The 17,111-nt window shown below is 71.8% G+C and carries 20 protein-coding genes and 1 pseudogene; 20 read left to right on the top strand and 1 reads right to left on the bottom strand.

The genetic code is table 11. The features are described 5' to 3' along the window. Window positions 1-425: 425 nt before the first annotated feature. From IH00_RS0117695 to IH00_RS0117775, 17 genes and pseudogenes are all read left to right on the top strand, one after another. Window positions 426-1,055 (top strand): hypothetical protein, encoded by a 630-nt coding sequence (locus tag IH00_RS0117695; RefSeq protein ID WP_078887810.1) that lies wholly within the window; start codon window positions 426-428, stop codon window positions 1,053-1,055. A gap of 155 nt (window positions 1,056-1,210) precedes the next feature. Continuing rightward, window positions 1,211-1,654, top strand: coding sequence for a 30S ribosomal protein S16 (gene rpsP / locus IH00_RS0117700; protein WP_031074686.1), 444 nt, complete (start codon window positions 1,211-1,213; stop codon window positions 1,652-1,654). A gap of 2 nt (window positions 1,655-1,656) precedes the next feature. Further along, entirely contained in the window at window positions 1,657-1,896 is a 240-nt protein-coding gene (locus tag IH00_RS0117705) for an RNA-binding protein (protein WP_003980229.1), read from the top strand. 79 nt (window positions 1,897-1,975) lie between these two features. Beyond that, window positions 1,976-2,524 carry a ribosome maturation factor RimM gene (gene rimM, locus IH00_RS0117710; RefSeq protein WP_031074688.1) on the top strand — a complete coding sequence of 183 codons (549 nt, stop codon included), beginning with the start codon at window positions 1,976-1,978 and terminating at the stop codon, window positions 2,522-2,524. After that, window positions 2,524-3,345: a tRNA (guanosine(37)-N1)-methyltransferase TrmD gene (gene trmD, locus IH00_RS0117715; protein ID WP_031074689.1), complete on the top strand. Its 822-nt coding sequence runs from the start codon at window positions 2,524-2,526 to the stop codon at window positions 3,343-3,345. Before rimM ends, trmD begins: the two co-directional genes overlap by 1 nt. A gap of 130 nt (window positions 3,346-3,475) precedes the next feature. After that, window positions 3,476-3,826 carry a 50S ribosomal protein L19 gene (rplS, locus tag IH00_RS0117720; RefSeq protein WP_031074691.1) on the top strand — a complete coding sequence of 117 codons (351 nt, stop codon included), beginning with the start codon at window positions 3,476-3,478 and terminating at the stop codon, window positions 3,824-3,826. 60 nt (window positions 3,827-3,886) lie between these two features. Further along, complete coding sequence (gene lepB, locus IH00_RS0117725; protein WP_031074692.1) at window positions 3,887-4,684, top strand: signal peptidase I; 798 nt, start codon at window positions 3,887-3,889, stop codon at window positions 4,682-4,684. Next, window positions 4,677-5,759: pseudogene (gene lepB, locus IH00_RS0117730) on the top strand (signal peptidase I); the annotation flags it as partial. The gene lepB (IH00_RS0117725) and the pseudogene lepB (IH00_RS0117730), both read left to right, overlap by 8 nt. Further along, window positions 5,653-6,594 (top strand): signal peptidase I, encoded by a 942-nt coding sequence (gene lepB, locus IH00_RS0117735; protein ID WP_078887811.1) that lies wholly within the window; start codon window positions 5,653-5,655, stop codon window positions 6,592-6,594. The pseudogene lepB (IH00_RS0117730) and the gene lepB (IH00_RS0117735), both read left to right, overlap by 107 nt. Before the next feature lie 86 nt (window positions 6,595-6,680). Continuing rightward, window positions 6,681-7,421, top strand: coding sequence for a signal peptidase I (lepB, locus tag IH00_RS0117740; RefSeq protein ID WP_031074697.1), 741 nt, complete (start codon window positions 6,681-6,683; stop codon window positions 7,419-7,421). Next, window positions 7,414-7,977 (top strand): NUDIX hydrolase, encoded by a 564-nt coding sequence (locus IH00_RS0117745; RefSeq protein ID WP_052411457.1) that lies wholly within the window; start codon window positions 7,414-7,416, stop codon window positions 7,975-7,977. Before lepB (IH00_RS0117740) ends, IH00_RS0117745 begins: the two co-directional genes overlap by 8 nt. A gap of 13 nt (window positions 7,978-7,990) precedes the next feature. Beyond that, on the top strand, window positions 7,991-8,299 hold the full coding sequence (locus tag IH00_RS0117750) for a DUF2469 domain-containing protein (RefSeq protein WP_005311352.1): 309 nt from the start codon (window positions 7,991-7,993) through the stop codon (window positions 8,297-8,299). 188 nt (window positions 8,300-8,487) lie between these two features. Beyond that, window positions 8,488-8,850, top strand: coding sequence for a YraN family protein (locus IH00_RS0117755; protein WP_031074701.1), 363 nt, complete (start codon window positions 8,488-8,490; stop codon window positions 8,848-8,850). Then, entirely contained in the window at window positions 8,850-10,469 is a 1,620-nt protein-coding gene (locus tag IH00_RS0117760) for a YifB family Mg chelatase-like AAA ATPase (protein WP_031074702.1), read from the top strand. Before IH00_RS0117755 ends, IH00_RS0117760 begins: the two co-directional genes overlap by 1 nt. Then, window positions 10,466-11,641 (top strand): DNA-processing protein DprA, encoded by a 1,176-nt coding sequence (dprA, locus tag IH00_RS0117765; protein ID WP_031074703.1) that lies wholly within the window; start codon window positions 10,466-10,468, stop codon window positions 11,639-11,641. Before IH00_RS0117760 ends, dprA begins: the two co-directional genes overlap by 4 nt. 257 nt (window positions 11,642-11,898) lie before the next feature. Continuing rightward, window positions 11,899-12,735, top strand: coding sequence for an RNA polymerase sigma factor WhiG (whiG, locus tag IH00_RS0117770; protein WP_031074704.1), 837 nt, complete (start codon window positions 11,899-11,901; stop codon window positions 12,733-12,735). A gap of 60 nt (window positions 12,736-12,795) precedes the next feature. Then, window positions 12,796-13,356: a TetR/AcrR family transcriptional regulator gene (locus tag IH00_RS0117775; RefSeq protein WP_031074706.1), complete on the top strand. Its 561-nt coding sequence runs from the start codon at window positions 12,796-12,798 to the stop codon at window positions 13,354-13,356. On the opposite strand, the gene IH00_RS37435 is transcribed toward IH00_RS0117775, so the two are convergent. Beyond that, entirely contained in the window at window positions 13,335-14,042 is a 708-nt protein-coding gene (locus tag IH00_RS37435) for a murein hydrolase activator EnvC family protein (RefSeq protein WP_063835397.1), read from the bottom strand. The two genes, IH00_RS0117775 and IH00_RS37435, sit on opposite strands and share 22 nt — an antisense overlap. Before the next feature lie 244 nt (window positions 14,043-14,286). On the opposite strand from IH00_RS37435, the gene rpsB reads away from it, so the two are divergent. The 3 genes from rpsB to pyrH all read left to right on the top strand — a co-directional run bounded on the left by rpsB (window position 14,287) and on the right by pyrH (window position 17,038). After that, window positions 14,287-15,174, top strand: coding sequence for a 30S ribosomal protein S2 (rpsB, locus tag IH00_RS0117785; protein WP_031074709.1), 888 nt, complete (start codon window positions 14,287-14,289; stop codon window positions 15,172-15,174). A 102-nt stretch (window positions 15,175-15,276) separates the two neighbouring features. Then, window positions 15,277-16,113 (top strand): translation elongation factor Ts, encoded by an 837-nt coding sequence (gene tsf / locus IH00_RS0117790; protein WP_031074711.1) that lies wholly within the window; start codon window positions 15,277-15,279, stop codon window positions 16,111-16,113. Window positions 16,114-16,273: 160 nt separating this feature from the next. Continuing rightward, on the top strand, window positions 16,274-17,038 hold the full coding sequence (gene pyrH / locus IH00_RS0117795; RefSeq protein WP_031074713.1) for a UMP kinase: 765 nt from the start codon (window positions 16,274-16,276) through the stop codon (window positions 17,036-17,038). The last annotated feature ends 73 nt before the right edge of the window (window positions 17,039-17,111 follow it).

Below are 17,111 nucleotides of genomic sequence, written 5' to 3' on the forward strand. Positions count from 1 at the left end.
CCGAGAGGTCCATCTGTGCGTCTGTGCCCTGATTGACAGGCCCCCGTGTACGTGCGCGCGCACTCCCCGACGCCCAGGGAACTCCGCATCCGCCCCCAAGTCCAGGGGTTGGGTCGCAATGCTTGCGTGCCCCGGGCGTGCGCCCCCGAGTCGGCACGAACTTCTCCCATAGTGGGGTCGGCGAGCGAATCCCGCCATGCCAACGGCCCGGGTGCCGTGCGCCCCCGCGCGCGGGAGTACTGTCACACCGCGGGCGCCTCGTCCTCGGCCCCCGCGCCGGAGCGCGGGCGCGGGGGCGTGAGCGGCGCTACGTAACACCTTGGTGCGAGCTGTGCGCCTTATCCGCAGATCAGCGCACTGGCCCTCGTCCCGACCGCATCAACGGCAACTGACGGGTACGTGCAAATTATTTGGGATGCCCTGGAATGGAACCCAGCACCGCTCCGGCTCGTTGTCACGACGTGAGCACGACACCACCTGTTCTCGCCGCAGAGCTGGCACAGGCGTGGGCCGACATTCAGCGGCACCACCCCGAGCTGCCCGATCTTGCCGCGCCCGAATCCCTGATCGGAGAGTCGTCGTCCGCCTGTGGCGCCGAGCTCTCGTTCGAACGACTGCTCCACGAGGCAGTCCACGGCATCGCCGCCGCGCGAGGCGTCCGCGACACCTCCCGCGCCGGCCGCTACCACAACCGCAGATTTCTGGCGATCGCCGAGGAGATGGGTCTCGACCACCCCGAGGAGCCGCACCCCAGCAGCGGCTTCTCCCTGGTCACGCTCAATCCCGAGGCGAAGCGCCGGTACCGGCCGACCATCGAGCGGCTCCAGCGCGCCCTGAAGGCGCACACGGCCGCCACCGCCGCCGACACCAAGCGCTCCTTCCGCGGTCCGGCCGCCCGGCACGGCTCCTCGGGCGGCGGCGTGCGGGTCAAAGCGGTATGCGACTGCGGTCGCAACGTACGCGTCGTCCCCTCGGTCCTCGCCCAGGCGCCGATCGTGTGCGGCGGGTGCGGGAAACCGTTCCGCATTCCGGAAGCGGTGGGCGCGGCGAGCTGACCCCACGTGGTGTGGCACAATGGCTAGCTGTACTCGACAGTCGAACAGGACCCCTCTCTCCTCCGGCTGACGCGTCCATCGGGCACTCGGGTACCGCAACCCCACGTGGCATTTCGTCGTGCCCAACCACGTCAAGACCAGGAGACACCACACCCGTGGCAGTCAAGATCAAGCTGAAGCGTCTGGGCAAGATCCGTTCGCCTCACTACCGCATCGTCGTCGCCGACTCCCGTACCCGCCGTGACGGCCGGGCCATCGAGGAGATCGGCCTGTACCACCCGGTGCAGAACCCGTCGCGCATCGAGGTCGACTCGGAGCGTGCGCAGTACTGGCTGTCCGTCGGCGCCCAGCCGACCGAGCCGGTCCTCGCGATCCTCAAGCTCACCGGTGACTGGCAGAAGGTGAAGGGCCTCCCGGCCCCCGAGAAGCCGCTGCTGGCCCCGGCGACCAAGGAAGACAAGCGCGCCTCCTTCGACGCCTTCGCCAAGGCGCTCGAGGGTGACGAGGCGAAGGGTGAGGCCATCACCCCGAAGGCCAAGAAGGCCGACAAGAAGGCGGACGAGGCCGAGGCCGCGTCCACCGAGTCGACCGAGGCCTGAGCATGCTCGAGGAGGCTCTCGAGCACCTCGTGAAGGGCATCGTGGACAATCCCGACGACGTGCAGGTGGCCTCGCGCACCCTGCGTCGCGGGCGCGTGCTGGAGGTCCGGGTCCACCCCGACGACCTCGGCAAGGTGATCGGCCGCAACGGCCGCACCGCGCGTGCTCTGCGGACCGTCGTGGGCGCCATCGGCGGCCGCGGCATCCGGGTCGACCTCGTCGACGTGGATCAGGTCCGCTGATCGAAGTTGAACGCCGGCACGGGCCGGGGAGGGCTACGGCCCGCCCCGGCCCGTAGTCGTCCGACAGGAGAGTTGAGAAGTGCAGCTGGTAGTCGCACGGATCGGCCGCGCCCACGGCATCAAGGGCGAGGTCACCGTCGAGGTGCGGACGGACGAGCCGGAGCTGCGGCTCGCACCCGGCGCCGTACTGGCCACGGACCCCGCCTCCGCGGGTCCGCTGACCATCGAGACCGGCCGGGTCCACAGCGGCCGGCTGCTGCTGCGCTTCGAGGGCGTGCGCGACCGCAACGCCGCCGAGGCGCTGCGCAACACGCTGCTGATCGCCGACGTCGACCCCGACGAGCGGCCGGAGGAGCCCGACGAGTTCTACGACCACCAGCTCATCGACCTGGACGTGGTGCTGGCCGACGGCACGGTGATCGGCCGGATCACCGAGGTCTCCCACCTGCCCTTCCAGGACCTGCTCGTGGTGGAGCGCCCCGACGGCGGCGAAGTCATGATCCCGTTCGTCGAGGAGATCGTCACCGACGTCGACCTTGCCGAGCAGAAGGCGGTCGTCGTCCCGCCGCCCGGTCTCATCGACGACCGCGCCGAGATCGTGTCCTCCCGTGAGGAGGACGGAGCCTGATGCGGCTCGACGTCGTCACGATCTTCCCCGAGTACCTGGAACCGCTGAACGTCTCGCTCGTCGGCAAGGCGCGTGCGCGCGGCCGGCTCGACGTCCACGTGCACGACCTGCGCGAGTGGACCCACGACCGCCACAACACGGTCGACGACACCCCGTACGGCGGCGGACCCGGCATGGTCATGATGACCGGCCCGTGGGGCGAGGCGCTCGACGACACCCTGGCCGACGGGTACGAGGCGGGCGCCCACGGCCCCGCCCTCGTGGTGCCGACGCCCAGCGGGCGCCCCTTCACCCAGGAGCTCGCCGTCGAGCTGTCCGAGCGGCCCTGGCTGATCTTCACCCCCGCCCGGTACGAGGGCATCGACCGTCGGGTCATCGACGAGTACGCCACCCGGATACCTGTCTACGAGGTCTCCATCGGTGATTACGTGCTGGCCGGCGGCGAGGCCGCCGTCCTGGTCATCACCGAGGCAGTCGCCCGGCTGCTGCCCGGCGTCCTGGGCAACGCCGAGTCCCACCGGGACGACTCCTTCGCCCCCGGCGCGATGGCCAACCTGCTCGAAGGCCCGGTCTACACCAAGCCGCCCGAGTGGCGCGGCCGCGGCATCCCCGACGTCCTGCTCAGCGGGCACCACGGCAGGATCGCCCGCTGGCGGCGCGACGAGGCGCTGCGGCGCACCGCCGCGAACCGGCCCGACCTGATCGAGCGGACCGACCCCGCCGCCTTCGACAAGAAGGACCGGGAAACGCTCTCCATCCTGGGCTGGGCCCCTGAACCGGGTGGCCGATTTTGGCGCAGGCCGGGAGCCGTGGAAGAATAGACCGCTGTCGTACGTCCGGCCGGCGCCCCTGCCACAGGGGGACACGACGCCGACCCCGACGGCACGGCCCTGAAACCCCATCTCTAGTTGCCGCTGATGACCTGTGGCATCAGTGAGGAAGCAGACGAACATGTCTCACGTTCTCGACGCCGTCAACTCCGCGTCCCTGCGGACCGACATCCCGGCGTTCCGTCCCGGTGACACCGTGAACGTCCACGTTCGCGTCATCGAGGGCAACCGCTCCCGTATCCAGCAGTTCAAGGGTGTCGTCATCCGCCGCCAGGGCTCGGGCGTCTCCGAGACCTTCACGGTCCGCAAGGTTTCCTTCTCCGTCGGCGTCGAGCGCACCTTCCCGGTGCACAGCCCGATCTTCGAGAAGATCGAGCTCGTCACCCGCGGTGACGTCCGTCGCGCGAAGCTGTACTACCTGCGCGAGCTGCGCGGCAAGGCCGCGAAGATCAAGGAGAAGCGCGAGAACTGAGCCCCGGCTCACCTCCGCCCTGCGGGCGTCCACAGGACGGCCGGATAGCATCTGGCCCCGATGGACACCGAAGCACAGCACACCGAGCGCGACTCCTCCTCCGGATCGGAGGAGGAGTCGCGCTCCGTGCGTTCCGGCCGGCTCACCGGCCGCGTCCGCGAACGGTTCTCCGGCGGACCCGCCGGGCGCCCATGGCGCGGGCCCGGGCTGATCGGCCTCCTCTGCGCCGTACTCCTGCTGCTGTTCAGCCACTTCGTGGTGCAGCCCTTCCAGATCCCGAGCAGCTCCATGGAGCCCACGCTCCAGGTCGGGGACCGGGTGCTGGTCAACAAGTTGGCGTACCGTTTCGGTTCCGAGCCCCGGCGCGGGGACGTGGTCGTCTTCGACGGCACCGGGTCCTTCGTGCGCGAGGCACCGGAGCAGGACCCGTTCACCGGGCTGCTGCACGGGGCGGGCGCGGCACTCGGCTTGGTCGAGCCCGCCGACACCGACTTCGTGAAGCGCGTGGTGGGCGTCGGGGGAGACCGTGTGACGTGCTGCGACAAGGGGGGAAGGGTCAAGGTGAACGGCGTACCGGTGAACGAGGGGTATCTGCACCCCGGCGACACACCCTCGCAGGTGCCCTTCGACATCGTCGTGCCGCGGGACACCCTGTGGGTCATGGGCGACCACCGCAGCCAGTCCCGCGACTCCCGGGACCACCTGGGCGAACCGGGGGGCGGCGTGGTCCCGGTGGACAAGGTGATCGGCCGGGCCGACTGGATCGGCTGGCCGGTGGACCGCTGGTCCGCGGTGGAGCCCGCCCCGGCCCTGAGCGGGGTGCCGGAAGCCCGCACGACGGGCGGGGGCCATGGGTAACCGGGGCAGGCGCGGCGGTCACCGGGCCGATACGCGGCTGCCCACCGGCTCACGGCCCACGGACGGCGGCCGCGCGCTGCCCGGGCGTGCGGAGCGGCGCAAGCTCGCCCGCCGTGTCAAACGGCGCCGGCAGAGGTCGGCCGTGAAGGAGATCCCTCTCCTGATCACGGTGGCACTGCTCATCGCCCTCGTTCTGAAGACCTTCCTCGTCCAGGCCTTCGTCATCCCGTCGGGGTCGATGGAGCAGACGATCCAGATCGACGACCGTGTCCTGGTGGACAAGCTCACCCCCTGGTTCGGGTCGAGGCCGGAGCGCGGAGACGTCGTGGTCTTCAGGGACCCCGGCGGCTGGCTCCAGGAGGAGAACACCCCCAAGGAGGACGACCCGGTCGTCGTCAAGCAGGTCAAGCAGGCCCTCACCTTCATCGGACTGCTGCCCTCCGACGACGAGCAGGACCTGATCAAACGGGTCGTCGCGGTGGGCGGGGACACCGTCAAGTGCTGCGACAAGGACGGACGGGTCACCGTCAACGGCGTACCGCTGAACGAGCCGTACCTGCATCCCGGAAACGTTCCCTCCACCATCACGTTCGAGGTGAAGGTCCCGGCCGGGCGGCTGTTCGTGCTGGGGGACCACCGGTCCGACTCCGCGGACTCGCGGTTCCACCTGGACGAGGCGTACCAGGGGACCGTCTCCGAGGAGGAGGTGGTCGGCAAGGCGGTCGTGATCGCCTGGCCCTTCGACCACTGGCGCAGACTGGAGGAGCCGGAGACGTTCGCCTCCGTCCCTGACTCGCGGGGTGGAACTGCGCCGCCGCTGGATGCTTCGCATAGTGTGTCCTCTCGGATTCTGAACGGAATGGTCCGGCTCCCGAGCCCTGCGGAACTCCCGCTCGTTATGGGAGTGGTGGGCCCACCCCTGTTGTGGGGCGGGCGGTTGCACGGAGTGAGGAGTGGATGTGGGGGATTTGGCGGTCGGCGCACGATCCGGGCACGGCGAACCGGAGGACAGGCCGGAGCGGTTCTCCGGGCCTTCTTCCGCCGGTTCCCCCGGGTCGGCCGGGGAGCCCTCCCCCGGAACCGGTCACACTGAGGGGCCGGCGGCGGACGCGGACGGCGGAACGGACAACGGCGGGACGGGCGACGGCGGGCCGAAGAAGCCCCGGTCCTTCTGGAAGGAACTGCCCCTGTTGATCGGCATCGCGCTGCTGCTGGCGTTGCTGATCAAGACGTTCCTGGTGCAGGCGTTCTCGATCCCGTCCGACTCGATGATGAACACGCTGCAGCGCGGCGACCGGGTCCTGGTCGACAAGCTCACCCCGTGGTTCGGCTCGGAGCCGGAGCGCGGAGAGGTCGTCGTCTTCCACGACCCGGGCGGCTGGCTGGAGGGCGAGCCCACCCCCGACCCCAACTTCCTCCAGGAGTTCCTCAGCTTCATCGGGCTGATGCCGTCCTCCGAGGAGAAGGACCTCATCAAGCGGGTCATCGCGGTCGGCGGCGACACCGTGGAGTGCAAGAAGGGCGGCAAGGTCGTCCTGAACGGCAAGCCGCTCGACGAGACGTCGTACATCGCCCCCGGCTCCACGCCCTGCGACGACGAGCCGTTCGGGCCGATCAAGGTGCCCGAGGACCGCATCTGGGTGATGGGCGACAACCGCCAGAACTCGCTCGACTCCCGCTACCACCAGGAACTGCCGGGCAACGGCACGGTCGCCAACGAACGAGTCGTCGGGCGGGCGGTCGTGGTGGCCTGGCCGCTGGGCCGCTGGTCCACGCTCCCGGTGCCGTCGGTCTTCGACCAGCCCGGGCTGAACGCCGCCACCGCCGCGGCGGTGGCGCCGGGGGCGCTGGGCCTGGCGGGCGCACTGCCGGTCGTGCTGTGGCGCAGGAAGAGGCGTACCGCCGAGTAGGGCGCGGCGGGTAGGGTTCCGTCCCACATCGTCGATTCTCCGAGGGCCGGCCGGAAGGCCGGCCCGGCGGGATGGGGAGCGCTGGGATGAGCGGAACACAACGAACGGACGACGGCCGCGGCCGTCTCGGCAGCGCGCTGTCGGGGCTGGCCGTGGCCGTCGGCTGTGTGCTGTTCCTGGGCGGGTTCGTCTGGGGAGCCGTCCAGTACCAGCCCTACACCGTGCCGACGAATTCGATGTCCCCGACCGTGGTGTCCGGGGACCGGGTGCTGGCCCAGCGGATCGATGACGCCGAGGTGCGCCGCGGCGACGTCGTGATCTTCAAGGACGCGAGCTGGGGCGACCTGCCTATGATCAAGCGGGTGGTCGGCGTCGGCGGCGACAAGGTGGCCTGCTGCGGCACCGACGGCCGGCTCGCGGTGAACGGCACACCGATCGCGGAACCGTATCTGCGGTCGCAGGGCCCCGCCTCGACGCCGTTCTCGGTGACCGTCCCGGAGGGGCGGATCTTCCTCCTGGGCGATGAACGCATGAGCTCGCAGGACTCCCGGGTGCACCTGGAGGACGCCGCGAACGGCTCGGTGCCGCGCAGCGCCGTCACGGCCCGGGTCGACGCCGTGGCGTGGCCGGTCGGCGGAGTGGTGGAGCGCCCCGGGGGCTTCGCCGCGCTGCCCGGGGGCGTGTCGCAGCCCGGGCCGGTCAGGCTCGTGGTGGGCTCCGTGGTCGCCGGCGCGGCGCTGATCCTCTGCGGAGCGGCGTACGGACCGATCGCCCGGCGGCTGTCGCGGCCCGCCCGGTCCCGTACGGAGGCGGGCGCACGTGGCTGAGGAGCGGCCGGGGTGCTCGGGGGCGGCGGAGCCGCGGAAGGTCGCGCGGGTGGTGCTGCTCGACCCCGACGACCGGATCCTGCTCCTGCACGGGTACGAACCGGACGACCCGGAACGGACCTGGTGGTTCACGCCGGGCGGCGGCGTGGAGGGCGACGAGACCCGCCCGCAGGCCGCGCTGCGCGAGGTGGCCGAGGAGACCGGCCTCACGGACGTGGAGCTGGGACCGGTGGTGTGGCGGCGCTACTGCTCCTTCCCGTTCGCCGGACGCCGCTGGGACCAGGACGAGTGGTACTACCTCGCCCGTACGCGCCGGCCGGCCGCCGCGGTGGCCCTGGCCGACCCGACGGAGCTGGAGGCGCGCAGTGTCACGGGGCTGAGGTGGTGGACCTCCGCCGAACTGTCGGCGGCGCGTGAGACGGTGTACCCGACACGACTCGCCGGGCTGCTGCGCACGCTGCTCGACGAGGGGCCCCCGGAATCGCCGGTGGTCCTGGCCCCCGAGATCGTCCAGGGGTGCGGGACTCCGGCGCACAATGGGGGGACGCACGGCTGAAGGGGAACATGCCATGAGCGCCGAGGACCTCGAGAAGTACGAGACCGAGATGGAGCTGAAGCTCTACCGGGAGTACCGCGATGTCGTCGGTCTTTTCAAATACGTGATCGAGACCGAGCGCCGCTTCTACCTCACCAACGACTACGAGATGCAAGTGCACTCGGTGCAGGGCGAGGTCTTCTTCGAAGTGTCGATGGCGGACGCCTGGGTCTGGGACATGTACCGGCCGGCGCGGTTCGTCAAGCAGGTGCGGGTGCTCACCTTCAAGGACGTCAACATCGAGGAGCTCAACAAGAGCGACCTGGAGCTCCCCGGGAGCTAAGGCCTCTCGGCGCTCGTACGGGCGGTCACCGGCGGACGCGGCAGCGCACGCGTCGTCGCCTCCGGCTGTCTTATGGCCCCGCCTTCACCCACCGGGGTGACGGGGTTGTCCACAGTCATCGGGTTGTCCACCATGATCCACCGGCGTGGTGCGGTTACGTCACAGTGAGTGACGGAGGTGGTGCCGAGATGAACGCGACGGGGGCACTGGGCACGTACGGCGAGAAGCTGGCGGTACGCCGGCTGGGCGAGTGCGGCATGACCGTGCTGGCACGGAACTGGCGCTGCGGGCGGACCGGGGAGATCGACATCGTCGCCCGGGACGGCGACACGGTGGTCGTCTGCGAGGTCAAGACCCGCAGGGGCGGTGGCTTCCAGCACCCCATGGCGGCGGTCACGCCCGCCAAGGCCGACCGGCTCAGACGGCTCGCCGCGTGCTGGCTCGAGCGGCACGGCGGACCGCCGCCGGGCGGGCTGCGGATCGACCTCATCGGGGTGCTGCTGCCGCGGCGAGGCGCACCCGTGGTCGAGCACGCGCGGGGGGTGGCCTGATGGGGTTCGCACGGACGTGTTCGGTGGCCCTGGTAGGCGTCGAGGGCGTGGTCGTCGAGGTCCAGGCCGGTCTGGAGCCCGGGGTGGCGGCGTTCGCCCTGGTCGGCCTGCCCGACAAGAGCCTCTCCGAGAGCCGGGACAGGGTCCGGGCCGCGGTCGTCAACTCGGGCGAGGGGTGGCCGCAGAAGAAGCTCACGGTCGGGCTCAGCCCGGCCTCCGTGCCGAAGGGCGGCTCGGGGTTCGACCTCGCCGTCGCGAGCGCCGTCCTGGGCGCCGCCGGGCGCATCGACCCGAGGACCATCGCCGACCTCGTGCTCATCGGGGAGCTGGGCCTGGACGGCCGGGTCAGGCCCGTGCGGGGTGTCCTGCCCGCCGTGCTCGCGGCCGCCGAGGCGGGCTACCGGCAGGTCGTCGTACCCGAGCGGACGGCGGGTGAGGCCGCGCTCGTGCCGGGCGTCTCCGTGCTCGGCGTGCGCACCCTGCGCCAGCTCATCGCCGTCCTGTCCGACGAGCCCGTGCCCGACGAGGAACCCGACGAGCAGGGTCGCCCGGACGCCATGCTGTCCGGCCTGATGGTGCCCGGCGCCGGCGCGGGCACCGGGCTCGCCGCCGACCCGGCCGACGGACCCGACCTCGCGGACGTAGCCGGGCAGCGCGCGGCGCGCGTCGCCCTGGAGGTGGCGGCGTCCGGCGGCCACCACCTGCTGCTCTCCGGCCCGCCCGGCGCGGGCAAGACCATGCTGGCCGAGCGGCTGCCGAGCGTGCTGCCCCCGCTGACACGGCAGGAGTCCCTGGAGGTCACCGCCGTCCACTCGGTGGCCGGCATCCTGCCGCCGGGCGAACCGCTGGTGCACCGGCCGCCGTACTGCGCGCCCCACCACTCCGCGACGATGCAGTCGCTCGTGGGCGGCGGCAACGGACTGCCGAGGCCCGGCGCCGTCTCCCTGGCGCACCGGGGCGTGCTCTTCCTGGACGAGGCCCCGGAATTCTCCGGCAAGGCGCTGGACGCGCTGCGCCAGCCGCTGGAGTCGGGGCACGTGGTCGTCGCCCGCAGCGCCGGCGTGGTGCGCCTGCCCGCGCGGTTCCTGATGGTGCTGGCGGCCAACCCCTGTCCGTGCGGCCGGCACACCGTGCACGGCGCCGGCGGCGGGTGCGAATGCCCGGCCTCGGTGATCCGCCGCTACCAGGCGCGGCTGTCCGGGCCGCTGCTCGACCGGGTCGACCTGCGGGTGCACGTGGAGCCGGTCCGCCGGGCCGACCTGCTGGGGTGCGGCGGACGGGGAGAGACGACAGCGGCCGTTGCCGCGCGGGTCCTCGAAGCCCGGGCGCGTGCCGCCGCGCGCCTCCACGGCACCCCGTGGACCGTCAACTCCGAGGTGCCCGGCCATGAGCTGCGCACCCGCTGGCGCGTCGCCCCCGGCGCCCTCGACGCTGCCGAGCGGGACATCGAGCGCGGCCTGCTCACCGCGCGGGGCCTGGACCGGGTGCTCCGGGTGGCCTGGACCCTCGCCGACCTCGCGGGCCGTGACCACCCGGAGCCCGGGGACGTCTCCCTGGCGCTGGAGCTGCGCACCGGGATCGCCCGCGGGGTGCCCCTGGAGACGGGGGCGGCACGGTGACCCGGGGGACGGGCGCGAGCGAGGAGGAGCGGCGGGCGCGGGCCGCGCTGACGCGGATCATCGAGCCGGGGGACGAACGGGGCGGGCGCTGGGTGCGGGAGCTCGGAGCCGCGGAACTGCTCGGGCGGCTGGCCGCGCAGCCGTACGCGCCGGGCGCTCTGGCCGGGGCGAGCGAGCGGCGGACGGAGGGCATGCGGCTGCGGGCCGCGAGCGCCGAGCCGGAACGGGACCTGGACGCGGTGGACGCCGTGGGCGGGCGGTTCGTCGTCCCGGGCGACGCCGAGTGGCCCCGTCAGCTCGACGACCTCGGGGACGCCCGCCCCGTGGGGCTCTGGGTGCGCGGGCGGCCGGATCTGCGCCGGTGGGCACTGCGCTCGGTCGCGGTGGTCGGGGCGCGGGCGTGCACGCCGTACGGGGCGCACATGGCGGCGGACCTCGCCTCGGGGCTCGCCGAGCGAGGCTGGGTCGTCGTCTCCGGCGCGGCCTTCGGGGTCGACGGGGCCGCGCACCGCGGGGCGCTGGCCGTGGAGGGGGCCACCGTCGCCGTGCTCGCCTGCGGGGTCGACGCGGCCTACCCGCGCGGCCACGCCGGACTGATCGGTCGCATCGCGGAACAGGGCCTGCTCGTGAGCGAGTTGCCACCGGGCTCCCACCCGACGCCGAGCAGGTTCGTCCTCCGCAACCGCGTCATCGCCGCGTTGACCCGCGGGACGGTGGTCGTCGAGGCGGAGTACCGCAGCGGCTCCCTCGTCACTGCGCGCAGCGCGCAGCGGCTCGGCCGGTACACCATGGGCGTGCCCGGGCCGGCCACCAGCGCGCTCTCCGCGGGGGTGCACGAACTGCTGCGCGGCGAGGCCGTCCTGGTCACCGACGCGGCCGAAGTGGCCGAACTGGTCGGGGACATCGGCGACCTCGCCCCCGTCCGGCGGGGGCCCGTGCTGCCGCGCGACCTGCTCGACCCGGTCAGCGCGCGGGTTCTCGAAGCGATACCGCCACGCGGCAGGGCCGCGACCGGGCGGGAGGTGGCGCGTGGCGCCGGCACCGGTGTTGACGAGGCGCTCGGCAGGCTGTACGAACTCCACTCGCTCGGATTCGTCGAACGCCACGGCGGCGGCTGGGTGTTGGCGGCGGGAGCGACACACCGCCCGAACGCACGGCGAGGCGGTGCTTGACCTGGAGCATTCGGGTGAAAAGGTGATGCCGATGACGTTCGCAGTGCTCCCGGTGCCGTTCGGGGGGCCGACGCGCGGCCGCTCGGTCCCGCCGGTCCCATTCGAAGATGCGGCCGACGGCACGCCCCCGGGGAGGCATGATGCGGCCTCCTTAGCGCACTGCGACCGTCCAGTCACGCTACGCTCACCAGAATTAATCCTTCCGCTCCCCGTACCGGCTCACCATCAGCTCACCCCAGAACGGCTCAAGGCGACGCATGCCCCAGCACACCTCCGGGTCCGACCGCGCGGCGGTGCCCCCCGCCGCGCGGGGCACCGTACGGCCGCCCGCACCCTCGTCGCTCGAGGAGTTGTGGCGGTCGTACAAGGACACGGGCGACGAGCGGCTGCGGGAACAGCTGATCCTGCACTACTCGCCGCTGGTGAAGTACGTGGCCGGCCGGGTGAGCGTCGGCCTGCCGTCCAATGTGGAGCAGGCCGACTTCGTCTCCTCCGGGGTGTTCGGACTGATCGACGCGATCGAGAAGTTCGACATCGGGCGCTCGATCAAGTTCGAGACGTACGCGATCACCCGGATCCGGGGCGCGATGATCGACGAACTGCGGGCGCTGGACTGGATCCCCCGGTCGGTGCGGCAGAAGGCGCGGGCGGTGGAGCGCGCCTACGCCACCCTGGAGGCGCAGCTGCGGCGCACGCCCTCGGAGAGCGAGGTCGCCGCGGAGATGGGCATCGCCCTGGAGGAATTGCACGCGGTTTTCAGCCAGTTGTCACTGGCGAACGTCGTCGCGCTGGAGGAGCTGCTGCACGTCGGCGGCGAGGGCGGCGACCGGCTCAGCCTGATGGACACGCTGGAGGACACCGCGGCGGACGACCCGGTCGAGGTCGCCGAGGACCGCGAGCTGCGACGGCTGCTCGCCCGGGCGATCAACACGCTGCCCGAGCGGGAGAAGACCGTCGTGACCCTCTACTACTACGAGGGCCTCACCCTGGCCGAGATCGGCAACGTGCTCGGTGTGACCGAGAGCCGGGTCAGTCAGATCCACACGAAGTCGGTGCTGCAGCTGCGGGCGAAGCTGGCCGATGTCGGCCGATGAGGTCGAACGGACGAACGTGAACCGTAAAGTGGAGCCGTGCCCAGGATTCGAGCGGCCTCCGTGGCCGAGCACCGGACCATGCAGCGCGGCGCCCTGCTGGACGCCGCGCGTTCCCTGCTGTCCGAGGGCGGGACGGAGGCGCTGACCTTCCCCGCACTCGCCGAGCGCACCGGCCTCGCCAGGTCCTCCGTGTACGAGTACTTCCGCTCCCGCGCCGCGGTGGTCGAGGAGCTCTGCGCGGTGGACTTCCCCGTGTGGGCGGCCGAGGTCGAGGCGGCGATGGAACGGGCGGACACGCCCGAGGGCAAGGTCGAGGCGTACGTCCGCAAGCAGCTGGAACTGGTCGGGGACCGGCGCCACCGGGCGGTCGTCGCGATCTCGGCGGGCGAGCTGGACGACCGCGCCCGCGAGAAGATCCGCGCCGCCCACGGGGGGCTCATCGCGATGATCGTCGAGGCGCTCGCGGAGCTCGGCCAGGCGGAGCCCCGGCTGACGGCGATGCTGCTCCAGGGCATGGTCGACGCGGCGGTCCGGCGCATCGAGCTCGGCGCGGCGGAGCACCCGGAGTCCATCGCGGGCGCCGCGGTCGCGATGGCCCTTCACGGCGTCCACGGCACCTGACCTCCCCGCCGCCGGCTCCCTGCGGCGGGCCCCCGGGGAAGCGCCCCCGCGCCGTCCACGCCCCACACGGGCAGCAGCCGTGACGGGCGGCGCCCCAGCAGGTGCGGAGGCAGCAGCGACAAGGGGTTCAGATAGACGGTGCCGCGGCGCAGGCTCCAGTGCAGGCACGTCGGGGGACAGTGCGGGAGCTCGGCCGTCAGATGGCCCACCACCTGTCCCGCCGCCACCTCCGTGCCCACGGTCACCACAGGCCGGAGCGGCTCGTACGAGGTGCGCAGCCCGGGCCCCGGGCCCGGGTGGGTGACCGTCACGACGCCGCGCCCCGCCACCGGGCCGGCGAACGACACCCGCCCCGCGGCCGCGGCACGCACCGGCGTACCGGCCCGGGCGGCGAGGTCCACCCCGCGGTGGCCCGGCCCGTACGGCGACGCGGGCGGCTCCCAGCCCCGTACGACCACGGGCCGCGGCGGCCCCACCGGCCACGTACCGCTCGCGGGGCCGACGGCGCCCCCGGCGGCGCTCCCGTCCCCGTCCTCCGCCGCGGGGCCGGTACCGGTGCCCGAGGGCCGGGCGGCGGCTTCCCCGGCGGGGCCGGGTCGCGAGGGTGCCGCAGGGCCCGCAGGGTCCGCCGCCCAGGAGGCGGGGAGCGCGGTGGCCAGGGCGAGCAGCAGGGTGATCAGGCGCATGGGACGACTGTGGCGCAGGGCGCCGGGCGGGCGCCGCGGGCTGTGGACGGGCGGTGCGTTGTGGACAGCGCCGTCACCCGCTGCTGCCGAGGTCCCGTACACTTCTTCTGGCGACCCGGGTCACCGGGTCGACTTCGCACGCCCCGCCACAGCCCTCACAAGCCGTGGCAGCGCTCTTCGGTCCTTCGTGGCAGCAGCGCGTCGGGGCGTCAGGACACAACCGAGAATTCAAGGAGATACGGCCATGGCCGTCGTCACGATGCGGGAGCTGCTGGAGAGCGGCGTCCACTTCGGTCACCAGACCCGTCGCTGGAACCCGAAGATGAAGCGCTTCATCTTCACCGAGCGCAACGGCATCTACATCATCGACCTGCTCCAGTCGCTGTCGTACATCGACCGCGCCTACGAGTTCGTCAAGGAGACCGTCGCGCACGGCGGCTCCATCATGTTCGTCGGCACCAAGAAGCAGGCGCAGGAGGCGATCGCCGAGCAGGCGACCCGCGTCGGCATGCCCTACGTCAACCAGCGCTGGCTGGGCGGCATGCTCACCAACTTCTCCACGGTCTACAAGCGCCTGCAGCGTCTGAAGGAGCTCGAGGCGATCGACTTCGAGGACGTCGCGGCCTCGGGTCTCACCAAGAAGGAGCTCCTGGTCCTCTCGCGCGAGAAGGCCAAGCTGGAGAAGACCCTCGGTGGTATCCGCGAGATGCAGAAGGTGCCCAGCGCCGTCTGGATCGTCGACACCAAGAAGGAGCACATCGCCGTCGGTGAGGCGCGCAAGCTCCACATCCCGGTCGTCGCGATCCTCGACACGAACTGCGACCCCGACGAGGTCGACTACAAGATCCCGGGCAACGACGACGCGATCCGCTCCGTCACCCTGCTCACCCGCGTGATCGCCGACGCCGTCGCCGAGGGCCTCATCGCCCGCTCCGGCGCCGCCACCGGCGACCAGAAGCCGGGCGACAAGGCCGCCGGCGAGCCGCTGGCCGAGTGGGAGCGCGACCTGCTCGAGGGCGAGAAGAAGGCGGAGTCCGACGAGGCCGCCGAGAAGCCGGCCGAGGCCGCTGCGGAGGCCCCGGCCGAGGCCCCGGCCGCCGAGGCTCCGGCCGCGGACGCCGAGCAGGCCTGACCCTTTCAGGTTCGGCAGGAGACGGCGGGGGCCCACGAAGCCCCCGCCGTTCACCCCTAGATCTTCGTAGATCTTCCAGACTTCGAGAGAGATTCACAGATCATGGCGAACTACACCGCCGCTGACGTCAAGAAGCTCCGCGAGCTCACCGGCGCCGGCATGATGGACTGCAAGAAGGCGCTGGACGAGTCCGACGGCAACGTCGACAAGGCCGTCGAGGCCCTGCGCATCAAGGGCCAGAAGGGCGTCGCCAAGCGCGAGGGCCGTTCCGCCGAGAACGGCGCCGTCGTCTCCCTCATCGCCGATGACAACACCTCCGGTGTGCTCGTCGAGCTGAAGTGCGAGACGGACTTCGTCGCCAAGGGCGAGAAGTTCCAGAGCGTCGCCACGGCCCTGGCCGAGCACGTCGCCAAGACCTCCCCGGCCGACATCGAGGCGCTGCTCGCGTCCGAGATCGAGCCCGGCAAGACCGTCCAGGCGTACGTCGACGAGGCCAACGCCAACCTGGGCGAGAAGATCGTCCTGGACCGCTTCGCGCAGTTCTCCGGCGGCTACGTCACCGCTTACATGCACCGCACCATGCCCGACCTGCCCCCGCAGATCGGTGTTCTCGTCGAGCTCGACAAGGAGAACGCCGAGATCGCCAAGGGTGTCGCGCAGCACATCGCCGCCTTCGCGCCGAAGTACCTCTCCCGCGAGGACGTCCCGGCCGAGGTCGTCGAGGCCGAGCGCCGCGTCGCCGAGGAGACCACCCGCGCCGAGGGCAAGCCCGAGGCCGCGCTCCCGAAGATCGTCGAGGGCCGCCTCAACGGCTTCTTCAAGGACGCGACCCTCCTGGGCCAGCCGTACGCGCTGGACAACAAGAAGTCCGTCCAGCAGATCCTGGACGAGGCCGGTGTCACCCTGAAGCGCTTCAGCCGCATCAAGGTCGGCATCTGAGCCGGTACGCGATCGACCGGGCAGCCCGCTAGGGTTTCCCACGTGGACATCGGCGCGTGAGCGACCGGACGTCCGCAGATCTGACGAGGAGGCCATTGCCGCTAGGGATCACCAGTACCCCCGGCAGTGGCCTTCTTCGTATGTGCACGAGGAGATCCCCATGAATCAGGGCGCCGCACAGGGCGACGACAACCACGGCAAAAAGTCCGGCCGCTTCATGCTGAAGCTGTCCGGTGAGGCGTTCGCCGGCGGCGGCGGCCTCGGCGTCGACCCCGACGTCGTACACGCCATCGCACGCGAGATCGCCGCGGTCGTACGCGACGGCGCGGAGATCGCCGTAGTGATCGGTGGTGGCAACTTCTTCCGCGGCGCAGAGCTGCAGCAGCGCGGCATGGACCGGGCGCGCTCCGACTACATGGGCATGCTCGGCACCGTCATGAACTGCCTCGCCCTCCAGGACTTCCTGGAGAAGGAAGGCATCGACTCCCGGGTCCAGACCGCCATCACCATGGGCCAGGTCGCCGAGCCCTACATCCCGCTGCGCGCCGTGCGCCACCTGGAGAAGGGCCGCGTCGTCATCTTCGGCGCCGGTATGGGCATGCCCTACTTCTCCACCGACACCACCGCCGCTCAGCGCGCCCTGGAGATCGACGCCGAGGCGCTCCTCATGGGCAAGAACGGCGTGGACGGCGTCTACGACTCCGACCCGAAGGTCAACCCCGACGCGGTGAGGTTCGACGCGCTGGAGTACGGCGAGGTGCTCGGCCGGGACCTCAAGGTCGCCGACGCCACCGCCATCACCCTCTGCCGCGACAACAACCTGCCGATCCTCGTCTTCGAACTGCTCGCGGCGGGCAATATCGCCCGCGCGGTGAAGGGTGAGAAGATCGGGACGCTCGTGAGCGACCAGGGCACCAGGAACTGACGGGCCCGACCGGGTCCGTCCCGAACCGACCCGTCCCACCCCCGATGTGCCCTGATCCGGGGATGGACAAAGC

It is taken from the genome of Streptomyces sp. NRRL S-118 (assembly GCF_000716335.1).
GTDB lineage: Bacteria > Actinomycetota > Actinomycetes > Streptomycetales > Streptomycetaceae > Streptomyces.